General features: G+C 44.1%; 21 protein-coding genes. 11 read left to right on the top strand and 10 right to left on the bottom strand.

Annotated features, from left to right (window positions below; all coding sequences use genetic code 11):
- Window positions 1–98 precede the first annotated feature (98 nt).
- Window positions 99–938, top strand: coding sequence for a formyltetrahydrofolate deformylase (gene purU, locus Q0590_RS18255; protein WP_302039023.1), 840 nt, complete (start codon window positions 99–101; stop codon window positions 936–938).
- A gap of 25 nt (window positions 939–963) precedes the next feature.
- Here purU and Q0590_RS18250 read toward each other — a convergent pair whose 3' ends face one another.
- Both Q0590_RS18250 and Q0590_RS18245 read right to left on the bottom strand, forming a co-directional pair.
- Complete coding sequence (locus Q0590_RS18250) at window positions 964–2,616, bottom strand: energy transducer TonB (RefSeq protein ID WP_302039022.1); 1,653 nt, start codon at window positions 2,614–2,616, stop codon at window positions 964–966.
- 4 nt (window positions 2,617–2,620) lie between these two features.
- Entirely contained in the window at window positions 2,621–3,157 is a 537-nt protein-coding gene (locus Q0590_RS18245; RefSeq protein WP_302039021.1) for an RNA polymerase sigma factor, read from the bottom strand.
- A gap of 178 nt (window positions 3,158–3,335) precedes the next feature.
- Between Q0590_RS18245 and Q0590_RS18240 the strand changes: the two genes are divergently transcribed.
- The 10 genes from Q0590_RS18240 (at window position 3,336) to trhA (ending at window position 12,026) form a co-directional block, all read left to right on the top strand.
- Window positions 3,336–4,451 (top strand): glycoside hydrolase family protein, encoded by a 1,116-nt coding sequence (locus Q0590_RS18240; protein WP_302039020.1) that lies wholly within the window; start codon window positions 3,336–3,338, stop codon window positions 4,449–4,451.
- Window positions 4,452–4,481: 30 nt separating this feature from the next.
- Window positions 4,482–5,303, top strand: a complete 822-nt coding sequence (locus tag Q0590_RS18235) for a polysaccharide deacetylase family protein (RefSeq protein WP_302039019.1) — start codon at window positions 4,482–4,484, stop codon at window positions 5,301–5,303.
- A gap of 227 nt (window positions 5,304–5,530) precedes the next feature.
- The gene (locus tag Q0590_RS18230; RefSeq protein ID WP_302039018.1) at window positions 5,531–6,067 is read left to right on the top strand and encodes a YceI family protein; all 537 of its coding nucleotides are present in this window, start codon (window positions 5,531–5,533) and stop codon (window positions 6,065–6,067) included.
- A 27-nt stretch (window positions 6,068–6,094) separates the two neighbouring features.
- On the top strand, window positions 6,095–7,030 hold the full coding sequence (locus Q0590_RS18225; RefSeq protein ID WP_302039017.1) for a ring-cleaving dioxygenase: 936 nt from the start codon (window positions 6,095–6,097) through the stop codon (window positions 7,028–7,030).
- Between the two features lie 63 nt (window positions 7,031–7,093).
- On the top strand, window positions 7,094–7,726 hold the full coding sequence (locus Q0590_RS18220) for an alpha/beta hydrolase (protein WP_302039016.1): 633 nt from the start codon (window positions 7,094–7,096) through the stop codon (window positions 7,724–7,726).
- A 98-nt stretch (window positions 7,727–7,824) separates the two neighbouring features.
- Complete coding sequence (locus Q0590_RS18215; RefSeq protein WP_302039015.1) at window positions 7,825–8,922, top strand: acyltransferase family protein; 1,098 nt, start codon at window positions 7,825–7,827, stop codon at window positions 8,920–8,922.
- A 63-nt stretch (window positions 8,923–8,985) separates the two neighbouring features.
- On the top strand, window positions 8,986–9,450 hold the full coding sequence (locus Q0590_RS18210; protein ID WP_302039014.1) for a DinB family protein: 465 nt from the start codon (window positions 8,986–8,988) through the stop codon (window positions 9,448–9,450).
- 224 nt (window positions 9,451–9,674) lie between these two features.
- On the top strand, window positions 9,675–9,992 hold the full coding sequence (locus tag Q0590_RS18205) for a hypothetical protein (protein ID WP_302039013.1): 318 nt from the start codon (window positions 9,675–9,677) through the stop codon (window positions 9,990–9,992).
- Window positions 9,993–10,286: 294 nt separating this feature from the next.
- Window positions 10,287–11,000, top strand: a complete 714-nt coding sequence (locus tag Q0590_RS18200) for a formylglycine-generating enzyme family protein (RefSeq protein WP_302039012.1) — start codon at window positions 10,287–10,289, stop codon at window positions 10,998–11,000.
- A 378-nt stretch (window positions 11,001–11,378) separates the two neighbouring features.
- Window positions 11,379–12,026 carry a PAQR family membrane homeostasis protein TrhA gene (gene trhA / locus Q0590_RS18195; RefSeq protein WP_302039011.1) on the top strand — a complete coding sequence of 216 codons (648 nt, stop codon included), beginning with the start codon at window positions 11,379–11,381 and terminating at the stop codon, window positions 12,024–12,026.
- Window positions 12,027–12,293: 267 nt separating this feature from the next.
- Here trhA and Q0590_RS18190 read toward each other — a convergent pair whose 3' ends face one another.
- The 8 genes from Q0590_RS18190 to Q0590_RS18155 form a co-directional block, all read right to left on the bottom strand.
- On the bottom strand, window positions 12,294–12,590 hold the full coding sequence (locus Q0590_RS18190; RefSeq protein WP_302039010.1) for a cupin domain-containing protein: 297 nt from the start codon (window positions 12,588–12,590) through the stop codon (window positions 12,294–12,296).
- A gap of 158 nt (window positions 12,591–12,748) precedes the next feature.
- Window positions 12,749–15,058 carry a nitric-oxide reductase large subunit gene (locus tag Q0590_RS18185; protein WP_302039009.1) on the bottom strand — a complete coding sequence of 770 codons (2,310 nt, stop codon included), beginning with the start codon at window positions 15,056–15,058 and terminating at the stop codon, window positions 12,749–12,751.
- 40 nt (window positions 15,059–15,098) lie between these two features.
- Entirely contained in the window at window positions 15,099–16,034 is a 936-nt protein-coding gene (gene ric / locus Q0590_RS18180) for an iron-sulfur cluster repair di-iron protein (RefSeq protein WP_302039008.1), read from the bottom strand.
- A gap of 186 nt (window positions 16,035–16,220) precedes the next feature.
- The gene (locus tag Q0590_RS18175) at window positions 16,221–16,676 is read right to left on the bottom strand and encodes a hypothetical protein (protein WP_302039007.1); all 456 of its coding nucleotides are present in this window, start codon (window positions 16,674–16,676) and stop codon (window positions 16,221–16,223) included.
- A gap of 163 nt (window positions 16,677–16,839) precedes the next feature.
- Window positions 16,840–18,123: a hypothetical protein gene (locus Q0590_RS18170; protein ID WP_302039006.1), complete on the bottom strand. Its 1,284-nt coding sequence runs from the start codon at window positions 18,121–18,123 to the stop codon at window positions 16,840–16,842.
- Window positions 18,101–18,493, bottom strand: coding sequence for a group III truncated hemoglobin (locus tag Q0590_RS18165; RefSeq protein ID WP_302039005.1), 393 nt, complete (start codon window positions 18,491–18,493; stop codon window positions 18,101–18,103). Before Q0590_RS18165 ends, Q0590_RS18170 begins: the two co-directional genes overlap by 23 nt.
- Before the next feature lie 46 nt (window positions 18,494–18,539).
- Window positions 18,540–19,748 (bottom strand): sialidase family protein, encoded by a 1,209-nt coding sequence (locus Q0590_RS18160; RefSeq protein WP_302039004.1) that lies wholly within the window; start codon window positions 19,746–19,748, stop codon window positions 18,540–18,542.
- A gap of 66 nt (window positions 19,749–19,814) precedes the next feature.
- The gene (locus tag Q0590_RS18155; RefSeq protein ID WP_302039003.1) at window positions 19,815–22,148 is read right to left on the bottom strand and encodes a TonB-dependent receptor; all 2,334 of its coding nucleotides are present in this window, start codon (window positions 22,146–22,148) and stop codon (window positions 19,815–19,817) included.
- Between the last annotated feature and the right edge of the window lie 8 nt (window positions 22,149–22,156).

The following is a 22,156-nucleotide window of genomic DNA, read 5'->3' as shown; positions in this document are numbered from 1 at the left end:
ATTTTTATTGATACAAAGATTTTGTGGAATAGTCGGATATAGAGCATACGGATCAGTGCTATTTCTAATGTTTAATCTTCAAATTTCCAAGTCTGCCTATGCCTGATGAATATATTTTGCGGATAGACTGCCCGGATGAAACAGGCTTGGTGCATAAAATTACCGGGGTGCTCTACCACAATCAGCTCAACATTATCCGCAACGATGAGTTTGTAGACAAGGAGAATGGGCAATTTTTTATGCGTACTGTGTTTTCAGGCAAGACCAATCCGGACAAAATTATGTACGGGCTGCAAGGGATTCTGCCCAACACGGCCCGGATCTACCTTACGGCTAAACAAGTAAAAAATGTAGTTATCCTGGTAACCAAAGAACATCATTGTGTAAGTGATCTGCTGATCCGGCATGCATTTAGGGAATTGCCTATGAATATCCGGGCGGTTATTGGTAACCACCAGGTATTGGAGCCCTTAGCCGGGCAATTTGGCGTACCCTTTCATTATATATCGCATGAGGGCATCAGCCGGGAGACACATGAAGAACAGCTAGCAGCGGTTATCCAAACTTACCAGCCAGATTACCTGATCCTTGCCAAATTTATGCGGGTGTTAACGCCCGGATTTACGCAGCGGTTTCCCAACAAAATAATTAACATTCACCATTCCTTTTTGCCTGCTTTTATTGGGGCCAATCCCTACCGCCAGGCCTATAACCGGGGCGTAAAAATTATAGGAGCCACAGCCCATTTTGTCAATGATAACCTGGACGAAGGCCCCATTATTACGCAGGATGTAACCCATGTAAATCATAGCCAGAGTACCGCCCAGATGGCTATGGCCGGTAAGGATGTGGAAAAACTGGTGCTGGCAAAAGCCTTAAAACTGGTTCTGGAAGACAGGGTGTTCATTTACGGAAACAAAACCATTATTTTTGAGTAAGCTCATCGGGCATATCGTGGCCTGGCTATTTTGTATCCAGTAGCTTTTTTAATTGAGTGTTAAATTCTTTTTTAGTGGTGGGCTTAAATTCCAGGGCCAGTTGTTCAGCAGGCGATTGAGTTAAACTGGTTTCGTGGAAGGCTATCATAGGCACCTCATTTACCAGCTTCAAACCCAAAACCACTAGTTTTTCATTTACCGGAATTCCGTCAAAAATCAGGGTTGCTCCCGAGCGGCGGTTAGCTGGTAATACAGATTTGTAGTTTTTGAAAATAACCACCACCGAAGCTTTTTTATCTTCTGGTAGAGGTACCTGCAAGCTTGTTTTCTGGCCGGTTAAAACAAGGAAGTAATCGCAGTTTACCCAGCCAAGCTTGTTGCTTTTCAGAATATAGTAGTAATCTGCATCTTTGGTATTTCCGGTTGAAGGCTTTTTGCTGGTAGATTGCCTGGGTTGAGTAAGTACGTTCTCATTCGGTGAAGTGGGTTCCCCGTCAAGTATAAATGACACCGGTATAGCCATTCGTACTCTTACGGGTACACCGCCCTGCTTGCCTGGAATCCAGTTGGGGGAGTTCTCAATTAGCCTGACTGCTTCCCGGTCACAGGCTTCATGTATGCCTTTTAGAATCTGAATATTGCTCAAACTGCCATCTGGTTCCACAACAAATTGTATGTATACTTTACCCTGAATGCCATCCCGGCGAGCTTCCACAGGATAGCTGAGATTGTTTTTAATATATTCATTGAATGCTTTCATGCCTCCTTCAAAGGTAGGTTGTTGTTCGACTACCTGGAAAATGGGTGATTCCTGGGTTAGATCTGCCTGGGCAAGTAGCCAGTTGACCGTACCAGAAGCCGGTTTTTCGCCAGTAAACAGTTTCATGGGTTTCTTTTTACCTTTGAAAGGGAATTTCAGGGTTAGCTGCTTATCTTTTTTCAAATAGACCGGCTTTTCTTCCACTGAAGCAGTTATATTAACCATTCCGCCACTCTCCAGCGGCGACCCATTACTGGTCGTAGTTAAGCCGGCAAGCACCATGTCGGAGGGTTTGTAGAATTCTTGTATCTGAAAAACTACCTTATTAGGGTCGGGCTGTCCATTCTCAAACATAAAGCTGTTCGCCGGAATTTCTACCACGGTTCCCTGGCTGCCTGTAAGTACGGTATCTTTAGTTGCGTCTAGAGTAAAAAACTGGGGCTTATCAATAAAAGAAGCCAGAAACTCATCCAGGTTTTGCGTCTGGGCAGGCATGACTTCTGCCCGGATTTTTGCTAAGGTATCTTTTTCTGTTTGAACCGATTTTCCTGGTGTTCTTTTCTCAATTTTCTTTGCCTCCGTATGCAATTCTACTGTGCTATCTATAACCGGTGGCTGCTTCCCTTGGATAGAATCCTTGGGCCGGAGTGACTCCATAGAAGGAGTTTGTTTAGGTGATGGTGTATGAGTAGCTACTTTTTCCGGAGAGCCGGATGTAAGGGCTGCCGGAGATTGAAAAAGAAAATAAATAATAGTAAGCAACAGAACTACCGCACCGGAAAATCCGGTTGCATACCTCATCCGATGCCGGAATCTGGTACGCTGGTAGCGGTGCATGAGCTGGGTAAAATTCTTCCTGGCCAGAATCCTTTCTGTATCTAAACTTTGTTTTCGAATCTTAATTTCATGTTGCTTCATACAATTAGTTGCCGGTAAGTTGAGCAAAGTGTTTTTTTAATTTCTGTATTGCCCGGTAGGTACACATCTTCGCAGCACTCTCTTTCATATCCAGGATGTAGGCGATTTCTTTAAACGATTTGCTTTCAAAAAAGCGGAGTTGCAGCATAGTGATTTCGTGGCTGGGTAACTGTTCAAGGAATTTTGTGAGTTCCTGTAGGTTCTCCTCCCGAACTATAGATCCTCCTTCTTCCATCAGGGTTTCTAGTAAGTGCTGGTCCAGACTGAAAAGGGGGGTAGCTTTTGTTTTCCGGTAATATTGATGTATCTCATTCATGGCTATTTTGTAGAGCCAGGCAGCAAAGGAGACACGCCTGTATTCGTAGGCAGCTAAATGTGTCATTGCCTGGAGAAACGTTTGAGAAGTGAGGTCATCTGCTACCATTTCATCATCTGTCCGGCGGTAGACAAATCTGAAAATTCGCTCAAAATACAAATCATACAGCCTGCTGAATTGAGTTAAATCTTTTTTAGCAGCTTCAATAAGTAGATGTTCGTCCAAAGATACATATGTTAGAAGTACAGATTAGCCGGTGTTCCCTTCACTCATAGAATGCAAGCAGGAGCAAAAAGTCACAAGTAAACCGAAATTATTTTTTATAGACTTCTGGGAAGTGTAAATTTTTCAGTCCGCTGGACACATCCATCTATTTTTTACATATTGCTGCATACGTTAACGCATGCAAGCAAACAACTCTACACGTTTTTCCTCAGCAACCAGACTTCCTGTCAGCAACACGTTATGCCTGTTAGGCATGAGTTTACTGCTGTTGCTGGTATCCTGTACTGGGAAGCAAACAAGCCCGCCAGGTAAAAAAGTATCTGGGGAAACCATGCAGAAGATTTATGAGGAAATCAAAACACCCTACAAGTATGGTATTGTGCTAAAACATCCCGATACCACCAAATTGATAGATAGCCCTACCATTTTCCGGTTCCGTAACCGGTGGTATATGACCTATATTGTATTTGACGGACAAGGCTACGAAACCTACCTGGCGCAAAGTGACGATCTGCTCCATTGGCAAACGAATGGAAAAATACTCTCTTATACACAAAATACCTGGGATGCCAGCCAGAAGGCAGGCTATGTATCGTTGGTAAACATTACCTGGGAAGGAAACTATGAAGTAGCTACTTACAAGGACAACTACTGGCTATCATACCTGGGAGGGGAGAAAGAAGGCTACGAAGCAGGCCGGTTAGCCGTGGGTATGGCCAGTACAAGTGACGTAACTTCTGCCAGTGAATGGAGCCGATTCCCAAGGCCAGTATTGGCTCCTGTAGATTCCGCTGCCCGCTGGTTCGATAACTTAACGATTTATAAAAGTTTAATTATAGAAGATAAAGAAAAGCTTACCGGCTATCCGTTTGTGATGTATTACAATGCCAAAGGGAAACAAGCAGACTATGAAAGTATTGCTATGGCTGTATCAGAAGATATGACTACCTGGAAACGGTTGGGAGATGCACCCATTCTAACCAGAAAAGCCGGCATCTGTGGCGATGCCCAGATTGCTAAAATCAATGACCTGTATGTGCTATTTTATTTCGGAGCTTTCTGGAAACCAGGTGCCTTTGACCGGTTTGCCTGCTCGTATGATTTAGTGCACTGGACAGACTGGGAAGGGGAAGACTTAATAGCTCCGTCAGTACCGTATGACAGTACCTATGCCCACAAACCCTGGGTTATCAAATGGCAGGGAACCGTATATCATTTTTATACGGCTGTTGGTTCCCAAGGCCGGGTAATTGCGCTGGCTACCTCCAAAGATCTGCGATACACCCAACCCTAATCCATTTATTCCACCTAACACGTATTTAGCATGTATCCATATTTTTACAAACTACCTATCGGGAAATTACTGATTCTGTTCATGAGTATTCTAGGCCTTGCCTTTCCTGGTAATGCACAGATTGTGAAGAAACCTATTCCAGACAAACTAGTGGTTCTTACGTTCGACGATGCCCCGGTAACACACTATACCTATGTGGCCCCTTTGCTAAAAGAATATGGCTTTAATGCAACCTTCTTTGTCTGTGAGTTTCCGCCTAATTACCAGGATACCACCAAATACATGACCTGGAAACAGATACAGCACCTGGGAAAAATGGGATTTGAAGTAGCTAACCATACGCATACACACAAAGGCCCTAGCCGCCTTACACACGATGAATTTGCCAGCCAGTTAGCCTATATCGAACACAAATGCGATTCCCTGCAACTAGGTAAACCACTGACTTTTGCCTATCCAGGCTATGACCTCACGCCCCAGTCATTGGAAACTTTACAGCAACGCGGGTATTTGTTTGCCAGGGCAGGAGGGAGCCGCCCCTATAATCCGCTGACAGACCATCCCTACCTGATCCCCAGCTGGGCTACCACCCAGGAGAATATGGGGCAGATTATGGATGCCTTCAGGCAGGCAGCAAATGGCAGAGTTGTGGTGCTCACTTTACACGGCGTGCCCGATTATGAACACCCCTGGGTAACTACTACGCCTGCTCAGTTTAAACAATACCTGCAATACCTCCATGCTAATCATTACCAGGTAATCTCCCTGAAAGAATTGTCTACCTATATTGATGCCAGACAAGCCTTGCAACTTATAAAACCGGATTTCACCAAACCTTTGAAAAACAACTAGCCGTATACTCCATAAACATTCTTTCGGATTTATCTCTTTCAGTTTGCAACATGAGATTGCCTGAGATAAGTATCTATAGCACGCTTACTAGATGTCTGGCATACATTGCAGACTAGATGAACTATATTATAAAAATATATGTATGTACATTAGTTGTATATACAATCATTAATTATATATTTGCATACACATATTAATCATCACACAACAATTAAACATTTACGACTATGGCAACTATTAAATGGATTTCAGATCCTACACACAGTGAAGTTCAGTTCAAGGTAAAGCACTTAATGATCACCACGGTTACCGGGTATTTTAAAAAATTCAATGTAGAAGCAGAAACAGACAATGCTGAGTTTTCCAGTGCAGGCAAAGTAGTGTTTACAGCCGATGTTAACTCAATTGATACCAATAACGAGCAACGCGATACTCACCTGAAATCAGCTGATTTCTTTCATGCAGAACAGTTTAACCAGGTACGCTTTGTCGGAAACAAGTACGAGAAAGTAGGTGGAGATAAATACAAACTTCATGGCGATCTGACAATTCGTGACATTACCAAACCAGTAACCGTAGATGTAGAGTTTGGCGGTATTGTAGTTGACCCATATGGCCAGACCAAAGCTGGTTTTACCGTGAGTGGAAAAATTAACCGGAAAGAATTTGGCTTAACCTGGAATGCCGTAACAGAAGCTGGCAGCGTGGTGGTAAGCGACGAAATTAAATTACTGGCCGAAGTTCAGCTGGTAAAACAAAACTAAATTTAACAACAGGAGGTATTTTCAATCATGACTAATCAAATAGTAGGTCTGCATCACATTACGGCTATTGCCGGGTCAGCCAAAGGTAACCTGGATTTTTATACCAAGGTGTTAGGCCTACGTCTGCTGAAAAAAACAGTGAATTTTGACGACCCAGGTACCTACCATCTCTATTACGGGGACGAAAAAGGCAGTGCCGGTACTATCCTCACTTTTTTTCCGTATGAGGGGGCCAGGCGGGGCAGTGCCGGAGCAGGTATGGCTACCAACATAGCGTATTCTGTGCCGGAAGGAAGTTTCGATTTCTGGATAGACCGTTTTCAGCAGCACCATGTCAGCTTCGGTAAACCTTCTGAAAAGTTTGGAGAGGCTTATCTTCCTTTCCAGGACCCGGACGGCTTACGTTTGGAACTGGTTGTGTCTAAAAATCCGGATACCCGCAAACCCTGGGAAACGGCTGAAGTAAAGGGAGAAGTAGCTACCAGAGGTTTTCATGGCGTTACCCTTACCTTGCGCAATGTGCAGCCAACCGCCGCTGTGCTGACAAATATTTTCGGATATACATTACTGGAGCAAAGCGGAAACCGCTACCGGTATAGTACCAATGCCATCGACACAGCCAATACTATTGATCTGGTAGAACTGCCCAATGAAGCACGTGGCATAGGCGGGGCAGGTACCAATCACCATATTGCGTTCCGGGTAAAAAACGAAGATATTCTGATGCACTTCCACGACAAAGTAGAACGCAGCGGGCTGAGCATTACCAACAAAATAGACCGTAATTATTTTTACTCCCTCTATTTCCGGGAGCCAGGCGGCGTACTATTTGAAATAGCCACGGATAATCCTGGATTTGGCATTGATGAGCCCTGGGATAAATTAGGTTCAGGCCTGCTGTTGCCTCCACAGTATGAGTCCCGCAGAGCGGATATTGAAGCTATCTTACCAAAGTTGAGTTAAGTTATTTTTGTGTACTGGCGATGCAAGTTGCCAGTACACGTACATTCTAACGTACAAACCTATATGTATACACACACTAAGCAACTGCGTACGTATGGCAAACCCCTGGCAGAAACCGGTAAAGCCTTATTGATGATTCATGGACGGGGGGCAACGGCTGAAAGCATTTTGTCGTTGGCTGAACACCTGCCTGTAGAGGAGTTTACGTTACTGGCCCCTCAGGCAACCAACCATAGCTGGTATCCTTACAGCTTTATGGCTCCCGAATCGCAAAATCAGCCTGCCCTGGATTCTGCCCTTGCCCTTATCCATGAACTGGTAGAAAATATACTAAAACAGGGAATCAGCAGCCGCAGTATTTATTTCCTGGGGTTTTCGCAGGGTGCTTGTTTAACTTCCGAATACGCTGCCAGGCATGCACAACGGTTTGGCGGATTGTTGATCTTCACGGGCGGGCTTATCGGGCAACAGGTAAATACAACAAACTATACTGGTAACTTCGATGGTACCCCGGTGATCATTACCACCGGAGATCCGGACCCACACGTGCCGGTAAGCCGCGTAGAAGAAACCGTCCGTATTCTGGAAGAAAAAGGAGCCCGGGTACTAAAAAAAATCTATAAAGGACGGCCGCATACAATTCTGCAGGAAGAGCTAGACATGGCTTCCCAGTTACTGATCCAATCAGCGGAATAAAGACACGGTATTCCACACAAAGATTAGTTTATGCATACCCCTTGCTAAACAAACTATGTATATCTTGGCAGTTGAAAAAAATTATATGTCAGCTGTTCATGATTTCAGGTGTACAATCTGCCAGTGCTAAAATAGATGCCATCAACGGGCTCCGCGGGTTGGCCGCCCTGATGGTTATTTATTTTCATTCTCTTTTTCCGGTTATTCTTCAGCAGACAGGATTCGACTGGATTATCCGGCATGGGTGGATGGGGGTGAACCTGTTTTTTATGCTCTCCGGATTTGTTTTATACCGGCCTTATTTTACCGGTCAACGTTCGTTTAACAGACGTCGGGATATCTGGGTATTTTATAAACACCGTTTCCTGCGGCTCTATCCCTTATTTGCTTTTAATCTGCTGGTGTGTTTGCTGCTGATGGGGCCTGTAACGGCAGAGAGGTTACATGCCTTTTTTATTGCTTTATTTGCTTTATCCGGCTTTAGTTTGCAGCATCTCTTACCTCCACTTAATCCGGTACTCTGGTCACTAGCCGTGGAAATATGGTTTAGTGTCTTGTTTCCCTTTATCGTGGTAGCGATCGGTCGGTATGGATTTAAAAAGGTGTTTATTCTAGGACTGGCACTTGCCTTACTAACCAGAATTGCCGGAATGTTTTTTGCCAACCCCAATGTAAATATCAGCATTCTCCGCGACAGCCTGCCGGGGCGGCTAGATGATTTCCTGGTGGGGATGCTGATGGTCCGTTTGTATTACCAGCAGGCGTATTTCAGTAAACTATCGGGTAAACAGGTAGGAAGTATAGCGTTGCTTTCTGCAGTTTTCCTATTAACGGCATTTATCGGCTGGGACTTCACAATCCGGGGAAACTATACCTGGTATTCGTTGCCCTTACTGAATAATTGTATCCAGCTGGGTTTTGCGGGAATACTGGTGTTGTCTTTAAAGGAACATTCCCTGCTCAATCGCCTGTTCCGGACATGGGTACTGCAGGTTGCCGGCCTGATGTGTTACAGTTTGTATATCTGGCATTATTTGTTTACTGCTTCTTTCCAGCTACCGCTACCCTTCCTGGTAAATTACCTGTTATATCTGCTTGCTGTAGTTAGCCTGGGTGCTTTTACTTACCGCTACCTTGAGTTTGGCCACATAAAAGACACGAAAGCTTTATTCTTACTTCGCCACAAAATCACTTAAATTAGCATGCTTATTATGTTATTTTTTCATGAGTGGCATTCGATTGAAAACATTGGATAAATAATGAATAAAAACATTGAGAAGGTAAAAAAACTAAGGATTTTTTTACTTAAACAACTTGATGGATTATCAACTGGGCAGCTAAATACCATTCCGGCTGGATATGCTAATAACATTATCTGGAATCTCGGACATATGCTGTGTGTTGAGCAAAATCTGTGTTATGTTAGAGCGGGCCTGCCTATTACCGTTGACGATACCTATTTCTACCCCTATATGCCTGGTACAAAACCAGAAGGATACATAGGCGAACAAGACATTCAACATATACAGGAGTTACTCATTACTTCTCTTGATCAACTACAAGCAGATTACGATAAGAAGCTGTTTAACAACTATTCCCCTTCTGTCATGATACCAAAGGTGTATGGATTTGAAGTAAATAACATTGACGAAGTAATTGACTATCTGCTCTATCACGAGGGCCTTCATGGAGGATATATCCTTTCATTGAAACACCTGCTGTAAATACAGCAACCGTATGTCCGTTGGTGGAAACAACAAAGAAACACTTACATTCTGGTAAAAGGAAAGAGAATAATTGGTGTGTTTATACAAGTCGATAATACACTAAAATTGACTTTATATGGAAACAATATTAAAGCAGGAGCCACGGTATTGAGAATTTTTAATTCAGTAAAATTCTAAAAATACAGATGTCCTTTTGATTCGTTGCACATAACCGGGAACAAATGAAAAACAAGATTGGGGTGAATGTGGTAATTCTGTTGTTGCTTACTTGCTGTGATGGGGTAAATAAAATAGTATGTGGAGAACCAGACGGGAGACATAAAGCTTTTATTGACAAGATAAATACACAACATTCCGGTACTTTAACTGTTGAGCAAGTACCCTGCTATCCAGGCTATCTGCAAGTAAACTGCAAGGCTGCTGTAACCAATGAATTGTTGGATGAAATTGACGCATCCGCCCGAAAGTTAGATTGGATTGAAGTGTTGGTGTATGACAAGGACAATAAATTGATCTGTGGGAACAAAGGTTCGATGTAACATACGTTCGGACAACTGCATTACCTAGAAATAAAAACACAGAAAACATATATATGCCCAACACCCGTTAAGCCAGCGACTGCTATACCTCACCGCATCGTTTAGCCTTGACACACAGTATGTGCAGATAAGATAAAAACCTGGCAAATACGCCAGGCATTGCTTTTAGCAAATTCTGTGTTTAGGAATGAGCAGGTGAAGTACCCCTCAAATTGGCTCTACGTTCTTATAATTTTTCGGTGCTCCACGTGAACATTTGTACATTTGCCGTACCATTGCAAAAAATACTGCCCGATGAATCAAGATCCGTTCCTATTATCTGCCCTTTCAATCATACACGGACAAATGGTAGAAATACCGGGAGGTGTAATTAGTATGCGGGACGACAGAAAAAAGCACACGTGGACCGTTGAAATACATTCCTTTCTGCTTGCCAAGTATCCAGTGACTCAGGATATATACCTTGCCCTCACCGGAGAAAAGCCCAGTACTTTCAAGGGAGATAAAAAGCCAGTAGAAACCATATCATGGACAGAAGCCGTCCATTTCTGTAATACACTTTCCGCAGCCGCTGGTTTACAACCTTGTTATCATACAAGCACACAGGCTAACGAATTACTGGTTGATTCAACCGCCAATGGTTACCGGCTCCCAAGTGAAGCCGAGTGGGAGTATGCGTGTAAAGCAGGTAGTACCGAACCCAGATACGGAGAACTAGATAAGATTGCCTGGTACAAAGGAAATGCAGATGGAACAACACAGCCGGTTGGCATGAAAGAGCCCAATACCTGGGGCTTGTATGATATGTTGGGAAATGTATGGGAATGGTGTTCAGATGTGTATGATGAACCGGTATACGGGTCTTACCGCATTTTCCGCGGCGGTGGATGGTTCGACGAGCCAAGAGGCTGTCTGGCAACAAACCGGAGGCGTAGCCACCCGGTTTCCTTTAAAATAGATGACCTTGGCTTCCGGCTAGCCTGCAATCTGCCAAATAAGCCTGAATAATTACTACTATTGACTAGGTAGAGGAATGATACTGGCTGCAACAAAGATCTATAAAAAGCCTAAACGTATGCCTACTTCTCATTTTGTAGGGTATAACACTATTGGGTAAGCGTGTACATTTTTGATAGTAGTCGTAAGCGTATTAAACATACCTGGCACTTTTAGTGAACAAACGTATTTTTTGTACCCTTTTACACACATATCCTACATCTCTTCTATGGCCATATATTGGCACACAGCCAAAATATGATTTAAATCATAGGACCACCCATACTTGTTCCTTTCTTTTACGCGGAATTAATTATGCTCTACGCTGTTGAAGTAGTAGGTAGATACATATTATTAAAATCAGTAGACACACTATAACGCTAGTATTTTATGAAGAATGAAACGTATAAACAATCCCTTGGTGAAGAGATCGCCAATGCAATTACCCATGGCATAGGCGCCCTGTTAAGCATTGCCGGCCTGATTATTCTGATTGTATTTGCTTCGCTAAAAGGAGATGTTTGGCATATTGTCAGCTTTTCTATTTTTGGGGCATGCCTGGTATTGCTCTACACCGCTTCTACACTTTACCATAGTTTGCAAGGACGGCGGGTAAAAAAGGTTTTCCAGATTATGGACCATGCAGCCATCTACCTGCTGATTGCCGGAACCTATACACCCTTTACTTTAACCCTGCTGCGTGGTGGATGGGGCTGGAGTCTGTTTGGGATTGTATGGGGACTAGGATTGGCTGGAATTTTATTCAAGGTATTCTTTGTAAACCGCTTTAACGTAGTATCTACCATTGTATACCTGCTGATGGGATGGATGATACTTATTGCCGGTAAACCTCTGATAGAACATGTGCCAACTGGCGGCTTGTATTTTTTACTGGCCGGCGGAGCAGCCTATAGCCTGGGTACTATATTTTATTTGTGGGAGAAACTGCCTTTTCATCATGCCATCTGGCATTTGTTTGTATTGGCCGGAAGTATTTGCCACTTTTTTGCGGTGCTGTTCTATATTTTGCCTGCCTGAGGTAGTTCCATTCATATATACCTATCCCCGGCTACTAAAAATAGTTTTTTGAGCCGGGGATAGGTATTTACAGTAAGATCGAAATAGTAAAATAACACCAACAGATCTATAAAAAAGAAAAACTCTCTCACAACATTAGGCTGTGAGAGGGCTAGAGGAGTTAATTATTTATTGACGTTGCATACCCTGGCTAAGTAAAATAACTTATCGATCAGGCTTATATGTATACGATTTCCACATTGGGATATAGAATTTAGAGTGGTCTCGTTAGCCTTGAGTCAATAAACACAGGGAGTCTTGTAGGGCTTCTACTTCATGAAAAACCTCCACAGGAATATCTAAGGTTTCATATTGAGAAAGTTTTACCTGCCGCTTAGCTTCCGCATAGGTTACCTGTCCACTTAGTACAGTTAGTTTGGAAGGAACGGAAGCTTTATGTTCTTTCAGCACCATTCCTTTTTTCATTCCGATAATTAAGGCTCTAAAGTCTTTTCCTTTATGCAAGGCTAAGGCTACGGGATGTTCAGCTGTTTCCAGCCTGGTTAGTACTTCTTGAATGATCAATACTTGTTTGTTTACTTGGTTAGCGAACTATTTATGTATTACCCGGTAGAATCAGCTCTGCTTTGGGAAAACCCTCCTGCAAACTGATTAATAAATAGCAGGAGAGTTTTCCATACCTACTAGACTATCGGATGGAAGAGCTTTATAAGTAGGGATAGTTAAACTTTACTATACTGCTGGCTTCGCTTGATTTTCGGGAAGTTATCCGGAGAAATATCTGTTTCCCGCTCCAGAGACCAGCCTGTTTTTAAGCCGATAACAAACCAGGCAAGAGCAAGCGTGCCAGCTGCAAAAATGGTATCGCCGATTACGCGGAGCCAGCGGAGTATCTCCATGGTAGGTGTTTGCATAAACTCCATTGACCTGGCATACCACAAGCCATGTTCTACACTGGCCAGTGTTTGTAGCAAGCCTATAGGTAGTACACTGATAAGCACCATCAGGGCAAGCCCGATATTGATAGACCAGAAGGCGAAACTAATAACCCCGTTTTGCCACACGTTGCGGGCAGCCAATCCTTTGAGTACAAACAGCATCAAGCCTATACCTAGTATGCCATATACGCCAAACAAAGCCGTATGTCCATGAACAGGTGTCGTGTTTAACCCCTGCATATAGTATAAAGCAATAGGTGGATTTATCAGGAAGCCAAAGATACCGGCGCCCACCAGGTTCCAGAAAGCTACGGCAACGAAGCAGTAGATAGGCCATTTGTAAGCTTTTATCCATTCGGTAGCCCGGCTTAATGTCAGGTTATGATAAGCTTCAAACCCAATCAGTACTAAAGGTACTACTTCCAGGGCACTAAAGGTTGCTCCAAGCGCCAGCACAGAGGTAGGCGTACCACTGAAATACAAATGGTGGAAAGTGCCGATAATACCGCCAAACAGGAAGATGATGGTAGAGAACAGCACAGTTGGTGTAGCAATTTTCGTCCGTAGCAGTCCCATCCGCACAAACAGAAAGGCAATTACGACGGTGGCAAATACTTCAAAGAAGCCTTCAACCCACAGATGCACTACCCACCACCGCCAGTACTCAGCTATGGCCAGGTTGGTTTGCTGGCCCCACATTAAGCCTGCTGCATAGAAAGAAGCAATGGCTACAGAGGAGATGAGGAACATAGCCAGCAGGTGCCTGTTTTCTGCCTGATTTTTGAAAGCCGGATATATGGCTCTGCCCATCAGGAATAACCATAAAAACAGCCCTATGAGCAGGAAAATTTGCCAGAACCGGCCAATGTCTACATACTCATACCCCTGGTGACCCAGCCAGAAGTTTTCTACAAATCCCAGTTTCTGCATCACGCCAAACCATTGCCCGGCCAGAGACCCTACCACAATGATAAGCAGGGCAATGAACAGGAAGTTTACCCCAATGCGTTGGAACTTTGGTTCATAGCCCGAAACGGCCGGAGCAATAAATAAGCCGGTAGCCAGCCAGGAAGTAGCAATCCAGAAAATGGCCAGTTGTACGTGCCAGGTACGGGATATGGAGTAGGGCAGCCATTCGGCTAACGGAATGCCATAAAAGGCTTCTCCTTCTACGCCGTAGTGTGCCGTAACGGCTCCTAAAATTACCTGTACCACAATTAGCGCAGTTACTACCCAGAAGTACTTCAAAGTAGCCCGCATGGAAGGCGTAGGTTGCAAGCCTAACAAAGGATCTTTTTTGGGTAGCTCGGCATGGTCTAGTTCTTCTTCTTTAGTAGAAGCATAATAATAGGCCAGTAACCCAACGCCTGCCAGCAGTACAATTACACTGAAACCAGTCCAGATGATCAGGTCGCTGGTGGGTTCGTTGGCTACCAGCTTTTCTGCCGGCCAGTTGTTAGTGTAGCTAATGGTACTGCCGGGCCGGTTGGTAACGCAGGCCCAAGTTGCCCAGAAAAAGAAGGTATTCATCTGGCGCATCCGCTCCGGATCTTTAATGGTGTTGATAGCAATGGCATAAGCGTCGCGGTATTCCGCCAGACCAGGATCATTGGTAAACAGGCCGGTATAATGCTTGCTTACCTCTGCTATGGCTTCTGCCCGCAGAGCTGAGATGGTAAGGTTACCAGTTTGCGGATCGTACGTGTTTTGCCTGATTTCTTTCTGCAAACGGGCTTTCAGCATCGCCTGTGTTTCCTCATCCAGTTTGTCAAACGTACTTCCTTTGGCCTCATTTGCCCATTTGTTGAGCATATAAGTAGCTTCTTTGTGCAACCAATCGGCTGTCCAGTCAGGTGCAACATAGGCCCCGTGTCCCCATACCGAACCTATTTCCTGTCCCCCGATAGACTGCCATACATTCTGGCCATCTTTTATGTCTTGTCCGGTAAACAGCACCTTGCCACTTGTGGTAATCACTTGTGCGGGAATGGGCGGGGCTTGCCGGTAAATCTCAGACCCATAGTAGCCAAGGACAGCAAATGAGCCCACGAGTACGGCTATAAAGCCTATCCATAATTTTTTGTATCTGTTCATAGGTGATAGAATTTATCAGGTGATATCAGCTAACAGCTTATTACCTATTAAAGGTACTTTCCAGGGCTATGGCTTTGGGGAACAGGATATTATTTTCCAGGTGTACATGCTGATGCAGGTCTTCTTCAAACTCCTCCAACTGCTTATATAACAGGCGGTAAGAAAAACAAGCGTCGGTGGGTGGGGTAAAGTTGTTGCTCAGGCGGCGTATACTTTCTATGTCTTCCCCGGCTCCGGCATGTTCATCTTCCATTACCCGTATAGGATTGCGGACAGATCCGAAAGGAATTGTTGTTTTTACTCCTTTCTTCTGGTTAACTACCATCTCTTTGATCACTGGAAATAATATCTGTTCTTCTTTTTGCATATGCTGCATCAGCTCTCTGGCAAGGGAAGTAAAATGACCTGCGATAGCCGCTAATTCCGGATGATTCACCCCATGTGCTTTTACTACTTTTAGAAGGGACTCTTCCAGTTTCGGAATAGCGCCTAGTACATAGCTGTGATGGTTTTGAATGATATACTCAATCAGGAAATTCAGTGACCAGTTGTCGGCATGCACCTGAGCAGGGGCCTCTTCCGTAGACTGGCTGATTTCCTCCTTCAACTCGGCTGGAACCAGGCCGGCTTCGGCACAAACTTCTTCGAACAAGCGGTTGCCATTGCAGCAAAAATCAATTTTGTATTTTTTGAAAACGGCTGCTGCTTTGGGGTTCTTGCGTACTATGTCGCCTACGGTTTCGCTGGTATGCTGCGTTTTGGTGATTTTTATTTTCCATATATCCGGCCCTTTGGCTTCATACTCCCAATTAAAGGAGCCGGTCCGCTCAGACTCAAACTGATAATATAAGGGAATAGGATCATGGTCATTTACCAGGGTTAGGATTTCTCCATACAACAACTGGTCGAAGTTCTTAAAAATGAATGGATGCTTGAAGCGTGGTTCAAGGGTGCGGACATCAAGTAGAGTATTCATACGGGTATAGTTGAGAGGTGTACAATACAATTTCTATGGTAAAGGTACCTGTGCGCTTACCCTTATTTTATGATTCAAATCATATAGGAAAAGAAAAGTAGTATTAGATTAGTTAGAGTAATTGATGGGTAATGAGACAAAAAATAGGTACTATTTATAGTACCTATTTCCCTATATAAATTCTTTTTACTTACCCTGTGACTTAGAGACAAGCTGGTAATTTTCGTCTGCCGCTAAAGGTACTTCGGTGTGGTCATGCGAGCCATCGGGATTCAGTTTATAAGCAAAAAATACTCTGGCATTTTCGTCGTACCGGCTAACTTGTAAATGTTGCCCAGGCGCAACATTGCCCATAGCTGCCTGGTGAGAATCTCTTGGATTTGCCGCACTATTGCCCGAACTATAGCCAACATTGATATTAGCCATGTCGGAACCACTCTTCGTCATCCCTGGTGCACTTGTGGAATTAGGTGTATTATCCGCAGAGGTACCTCCGCTGGATTTGTCCGATGTTCTGGAGTCTGCTAACATCACTACATCTCCAATGCCATAGCCTACTATTTGTGCGGCTTGTTCTTCAGAGGCATTCTCAGGAATGCGGGAGCTAGTGTTGCTGTACGATTTATTAGTTTGATGAGCCATAATAAAAAATTTAGTAAATAATTTAATCTACGGTGTTACTACGGCTAGTGTTTCTGAATTACTTTCTATTTATTAATAAATATACCTAAGTAAATAGTAAAACATGTTCAAAAATGCTTGTTTATTAATTGTTATACTATGTATTTGTGGATGGTACTTTCGGTTATGTAACCGAGAAATGAGCAGGTGTTTTAGTGGGCTTATGAGAAACCACAGCTGTTGCCAGAAGTAAGGCAGCCCCTACAGGCATGAGTATGGAGAAGATAAAAAGAGTAGAAAAATACGATGGAATAGCACCTAAGCCATACATAAAAAACAATGGTTGTAGGAAGAGATATACTTCACTTCCGGTAAAGCCCAAAAGTAAAAGAATAATTCCTGCTCCTGAAAAGCGATGACTGAGTGTAAGAAAGCCCAGTTTGCTAAACCATGCGATAAGAAAAACAGTAACCATGCCCAGAAAAATCAGGTGCAGGTAACCAATCGTAAAGCTGCGAACCATGTAGGCTAAATCAGCTATAGCAGGTAACGTGGAGAAAAGCTGCATAATGGTTTTTATTCCAAATGCCAGGCTGGCAAACACAGTCAGGTAAAATACCAGCTTCCCAAGTAGTATCTTCAGCCTCTGCCTCTCAGGATAAATCAGGCGGACGAACAGCAGCAGAGCCACCGGCTGACTGATGGCCGCTAAGGCTGCCAGGCCGTATACCCAAAACGGTGGATGCGTCCACAAAGTAGATATAGCATAGCCGCTCAGGCAAGAAAAGGCCATTAAGCGTAAAAAGCTGTTCACCAGATTCTGGCTCAATGGGACTTTGTATTGCTCCAGCCACCAGAAAAACAGCCCAAACACCGCAAAGGTAAACCAGCCATCATATTGAAAGTGCAGATAAAAATATATGGCCAGCTGATAGTACGAGGTTCCTGCTAATCCATTGGCTATAATGGCTCCCAGGGCAAAGGGACCAATAGAAGATAACACCATAAAAAACAAACTCCACTGAACAAACGGCAGAGAAAATAAGTGCTTTTGTGTAAGAGCCGTTTCCCGGCGGACATCCTTCAAAAATTGGTAAGTAAACCAGTACGACAGAAAAATGTGCAGGGTAGAAAAGGTAATAGATATGGCTTTATATCCTTGTATAGGAAAACTAATCAGCATACCCAGCACAGACACCTGCAACAGCCAGAACAATAGCTGGTAGCGTTTAACGTGTGCCGGTATGTAGGCGTAAATCAAAGAAACAAACAATGCATTAAACACCCATCCCAGAAAAGCCAGATGCGAATGGCCATGCAGAAAATGCTTATAGTTAATATCTACAACCGGATTAAACAATTGCAAGCGCAGAAAGGCTCCCATACTTCCTGCCACCACGAACCAGAAAAAAGAGAGGAGAGCCCACCTGCGGAACAAGAGATTATCAGAACTGCGGATTGCCTGCATGAATATGTTCTAATTTGTACTGAAAAACACCGGCAATATTTCGGGCACGTGTTTTGGCTTCTTCTGCTGTTTCTCCGGTAAAATGTTCATCTACGGTTGCCAGAAATAAACTAAGCCATTTCTCAAAATGAACCTTGTTAATGGGCAGCGGAATATGTTTCATAAACGGATTGCCCCGGTAACTTTTATCTCCCAGCAGCATGGTGCTCCAGAAGTCGTACATAATTGGTAAATGTTTTTCCCAGCTTACGCCTGCTTTCTCATTAAAGACAGGCGAGAGCAAGGTGTCATTATTTACTTTGTTGTAAAAAGAATCTACCAGCAAATGAATGTCTTTTCTGTCTTGAATATCTTTTTTTATGGCTTGCATGAGGTTAAAATTAACGTTTGAAATATAAGTTGACGCATTATTCTGGTTATTTTATGGCTACCTGCTGGTACACAATTTTCTTTCCTAGCTCATCTTTCTGTGTATAGGCCATAAATAACGTATGGTCTCCTGTACTGGTAACAACCGGATGTACTACATGAGTTTGTTCAGGTAAGTAAATTGTCTCTTTTTTTCCGGTGGATGTGATGGTTTGCAGGCCTATTTTCTTCATCGGTTTTCCTTCTTTCTCTACACTTTCATCCCACACCACAGCTAGAGTGCCATCGGGTAATCCGGTGAGTTGCGGATGAGAGGCTTTAGGTCCACTAATGGTGGAGGCGGCAGAAAACGTGCGGCCATTATCAGCCGAGCTGGTGGTGTGGATGCCGCCTTTTCCGCCCATGGTAAACCATACAAAATGCAAGCCTTTGGCTGTAGCTGTCATGTCTGGCCCTACATGTGGACAGCCGTTGATTTTCCATTTATCGGGATTTATATTTCTGGCTGCTGAGAAATGTTGTCCGTTGTCCGCAGAAAAAGCATGGGCAATATCTCTGGAACCATCGTCAAATATTTTCCGGAAGATTACGTGTATCCCCTTACTTTGATCGGTGTATAGCTTGGTTTTGCAGCACTGGCACACACTCTCACTGATAATGGTTTCTTTGGTAAATTGATTCTGTTTATTCGTTCTGGCAAATTTCAAACTAGAACCCACACTAACAGTGTCAGTAGTGGCTTTGCCTTCCAGCCATACAACGCCAATTTCTCCATCCGCCAGGGCTTTAACATCAAAAAAGCCGCGGCTTCGGCCGTTGCTTTTTAGTATTGGCTTCCGGTTTGTCCAGGTTTTTCCGCCATCCGTTGATATTACTGCATACACATCGCCAGTGTAGAAGTTCTCATCGGTCGGTTCATCTACCCGGAAGAGAACGAAAATGGTTCCGTCTTTTTTGAAAGCTACTTTGGGGGCTCCTTCCCCATGCGCATCGCTGGCACCTTTGGTTGCAGGTATGGTGATGGTTTGGCCGAAGGTTTGGCCCCCGTCTTTGGATATGGAAAAGGCAACCATTCCTTCTTCTTCTTTTTCTCCCTGTACCCAGTTCATCACCAGGTTTCCCTGATGGTCGGTGGAGAGATAGGGGGCATGTGCCTGCGTTATGGTTTGTGCATCTGAGACTTCTATGTTCGTACTTCTAAAGCCTGATCCTAAGGTCAATAACAGGAGGAAGGAAAGTAAAGCAAGTGGTTTCATACGTATATAAGTGAATGAGTGAATGTGAGAAAAGGAAAAACGAATAGCTGAGCTGGAATAAAAGAGTTAAGGTTTTTTACCTGTAAAAGTATAAGATAAGCCCATGGCAATAGTACGTCCGGCAGCTGGGTTATACGTGGCTCCCCACCGGCTTCTGGTTACATTATGGGCATATAACTCATTGGTCAGGTTAGTAATGTTGGTATATAATTCTACATTCTTGATGCTGTAGGCTGCCCGGAGATTCAATGCACTTACCCCTTTTAAATTAAATAAGGTCCGGTCGGCATACGTGTACTCGTTGGCATCATCCGTATACCAGCGGCTGATCCGCTGCCATTCCAGCATCAGCCGCAAACCTGGAAGGTATGTGGGTTTGTATGTGATTTCACTATTGGCAATCCAGGCAGGGGCATTGGGCATCACATGGTTATCAAAGTCTGTTCCTTCCGTAGTGGCATAGACCAGGTATTTGTGTAAAGCATTCGTGCCTCCAAATCGGATGGTCAGTTCCTGGGTAGGGGTATAGGTAAAGCTATATTCTAAGCCCCTGTGGAGAGTTTTGCCGGAATTCCGGTTTTCAGTAGAGTTATCTGGTAGCTGGTACGAAACAATTTCTTGGGTTCCATTCATCTGATACAGGCTGACTTCTGCCTTTAATTTATTCTCCAGCCCTGTTGCCCATCCGCCAATTTCATAGTTGTTGAAGCGGGCTGGCTGCAAGGTTGGTACTTTTACGCCTCTGTATAATTCATTTACCCCTGGTGCATACGCGCCGGCACTAACGTTCGCATATAAACCGGCACCTTTGCCTAGGTCATAAGTAAGTCCGATTTTCGGCGTAACAAAAGAAAAATGATTACGGCCATCTGGCGCTCCGGAAAATGCAGAAACCGGCAGATGATTGTCGTATAAATAATCTACCCTGTCGTAGCGTACACCAGTTACTACCCGCATCTGCGGCAAAGGCGAAAATTCCCATTGCAGGTAAGCCGCGTTATTTACCAGGTTTACCTGGTAATTAGTCAAGGCAGAATCGGGACGGTTTATAAAATTTATGTAGCGGCCGGTGTTCGGTTCTCTGGTAATGGAAATATAGTTGGCTGTATAAGCAGATGGGGTAAAATCGGAGTAAAGGCCAGCTAGTAGTTTAGCATTCAGGAAAGAAAAAGTTTTGCTGTGCTGGGCAAGTAAACCATAGCTCTGGAAAGTGTTTTCATTGATTTCCCCATGTGCCCGGCTGAGGTCAGTCCGGAGTTTTTTAATTGCATAATTGGGTAGTTGGGCAATGCTGTTTTTTCTGTAGAAAGCTGTTGCCTGGGTTTCATTTGCTGTGTTCCAGAATTTTTGCCAGGTAACACGGGCTCTGGTAGCTTGTACTTTTCGGTAGGTAAAGGTATGCAGGCTGCTGTAGTTTCTTCCATAAAAACCAGTACTATCCAGGCTTCCTCCTGTTTCGGTATCCAGGGTATTCGTCGTAAAGCTGGCAATCAGTTTGTTATTTTCATTCAGCAGGTAATCTGCCCGGGCATTGATCGAAAGCTTATCGAAATCGCTGTGGTCTTGCCATCCGTTGCGCTGCCTGGCATAATAACCTCCCAGGGCTATTCCGAGTTTTTTGTTAACTGGGGTACTGGCAGTAAACTGTACTCTCCGGTAGCCCCAGCCATCGCCATGCACCCCAGCTTTTACAGAAGGAGTATTCCCAGGGGTCTGGGTAATAAAGTTGATTGCCCCGCCTATCGCTTCACTTCCATAAATAGAGGAAGCGGGTCCTTTAATTACTTCAATCGAATTTACCCCAAACATATTTACTTCGATCAGGGCATTGTGGTTGAACAGACCTGCCGGGCGGATTGGCACGCCATCTTCCAGGTATAGGAAATACCCCCTGTAGGACATGGGTTGCCGGATATTCATCGAATGTTGCTCATTGCCCAGATTTACCATGAGTACACCCGGAACTTTGTTCAATACTTCGATCAGTAAGGTAGGTTTGGTTTCATCCAGTTGTCTGGCCGACAAGCTGCTGATGGCTAGAGGTGTCTGGGTGCGGGCTTGTGCCGTACGGCTGGCGGTAATAACCATTGTTTCCAGATTCAGCACCCTGGGTTTCAGGGCAATGCTTACCTGATTTTTACCCATGCAGCAAATTCTGGCAGACTCATACCCCAGGCAGGATATGGCTAATGTATCGGCGGGTTCTTTGGTAGTTAAGGTGAATACGCCTGCTTTATCAGTGGAAGCACCAATGCTAGTACCTGGAAGAATAATGTTAACGCCGGTTAATGGTTCATTGGTCTGTGCATCAAACACATGTCCAGTTAGGGTTTGTTGTGCCTGTGCTGTAGAAATACAGCAAATAAGCAATAATAAAAAAGAGAAGACAAACGATTTCATGGGAAAAA

The sequence above is a fragment of the Rhodocytophaga aerolata genome (genome assembly GCF_030503435.1).
Taxonomy (GTDB): Bacteria; Bacteroidota; Bacteroidia; order Cytophagales; family 172606-1; genus Rhodocytophaga; species Rhodocytophaga aerolata.
This window is presented reverse-complemented; position numbering and strand designations above follow the sequence as displayed.

Bases quoted from the DNA above. Each gene is read 5' to 3' on its own strand.
- Q0590_RS18250 (WP_302039022.1), bottom strand. From the start codon at position 2,616: ATGAAGCAACATGAAATTAAGATTCGAAAACAAAGTTTAGATACAGAA.
- purU (WP_302039023.1), top strand. From the start codon at position 99: ATGCCTGATGAATATATTTTGCGGATAGACTGCCCGGATGAAACAGGC.
- Q0590_RS18215 (WP_302039015.1), top strand. From the start codon at position 7,825: ATGATTTCAGGTGTACAATCTGCCAGTGCTAAAATAGATGCCATCAAC.
- Q0590_RS18155 (WP_302039003.1), bottom strand. From the start codon at position 22,148: ATGAAATCGTTTGTCTTCTCTTTTTTATTATTGCTTATTTGCTGTATT.
- Q0590_RS18240 (WP_302039020.1), top strand. From the start codon at position 3,336: ATGCAAGCAAACAACTCTACACGTTTTTCCTCAGCAACCAGACTTCCT.
- Q0590_RS18185 (WP_302039009.1), bottom strand. From the start codon at position 15,058: ATGAACAGATACAAAAAATTATGGATAGGCTTTATAGCCGTACTCGTG.
- Q0590_RS18210 (WP_302039014.1), top strand. From the start codon at position 8,986: ATGAATAAAAACATTGAGAAGGTAAAAAAACTAAGGATTTTTTTACTT.
- Q0590_RS18225 (WP_302039017.1), top strand. From the start codon at position 6,095: ATGACTAATCAAATAGTAGGTCTGCATCACATTACGGCTATTGCCGGG.
- Q0590_RS18175 (WP_302039007.1), bottom strand. From the start codon at position 16,676: ATGGCTCATCAAACTAATAAATCGTACAGCAACACTAGCTCCCGCATT.
- Q0590_RS18165 (WP_302039005.1), bottom strand. From the start codon at position 18,493: ATGCAAGCCATAAAAAAAGATATTCAAGACAGAAAAGACATTCATTTG.
- Q0590_RS18235 (WP_302039019.1), top strand. From the start codon at position 4,482: ATGTATCCATATTTTTACAAACTACCTATCGGGAAATTACTGATTCTG.
- Q0590_RS18170 (WP_302039006.1), bottom strand. From the start codon at position 18,123: ATGCAGGCAATCCGCAGTTCTGATAATCTCTTGTTCCGCAGGTGGGCT.
- trhA (WP_302039011.1), top strand. From the start codon at position 11,379: ATGAAGAATGAAACGTATAAACAATCCCTTGGTGAAGAGATCGCCAAT.
- Q0590_RS18220 (WP_302039016.1), top strand. From the start codon at position 7,094: ATGTATACACACACTAAGCAACTGCGTACGTATGGCAAACCCCTGGCA.
- ric (WP_302039008.1), bottom strand. From the start codon at position 16,034: ATGAATACTCTACTTGATGTCCGCACCCTTGAACCACGCTTCAAGCAT.
- Q0590_RS18205 (WP_302039013.1), top strand. From the start codon at position 9,675: ATGAAAAACAAGATTGGGGTGAATGTGGTAATTCTGTTGTTGCTTACT.
- Q0590_RS18200 (WP_302039012.1), top strand. From the start codon at position 10,287: ATGAATCAAGATCCGTTCCTATTATCTGCCCTTTCAATCATACACGGA.
- Q0590_RS18230 (WP_302039018.1), top strand. From the start codon at position 5,531: ATGGCAACTATTAAATGGATTTCAGATCCTACACACAGTGAAGTTCAG.
- Q0590_RS18160 (WP_302039004.1), bottom strand. From the start codon at position 19,748: ATGAAACCACTTGCTTTACTTTCCTTCCTCCTGTTATTGACCTTAGGA.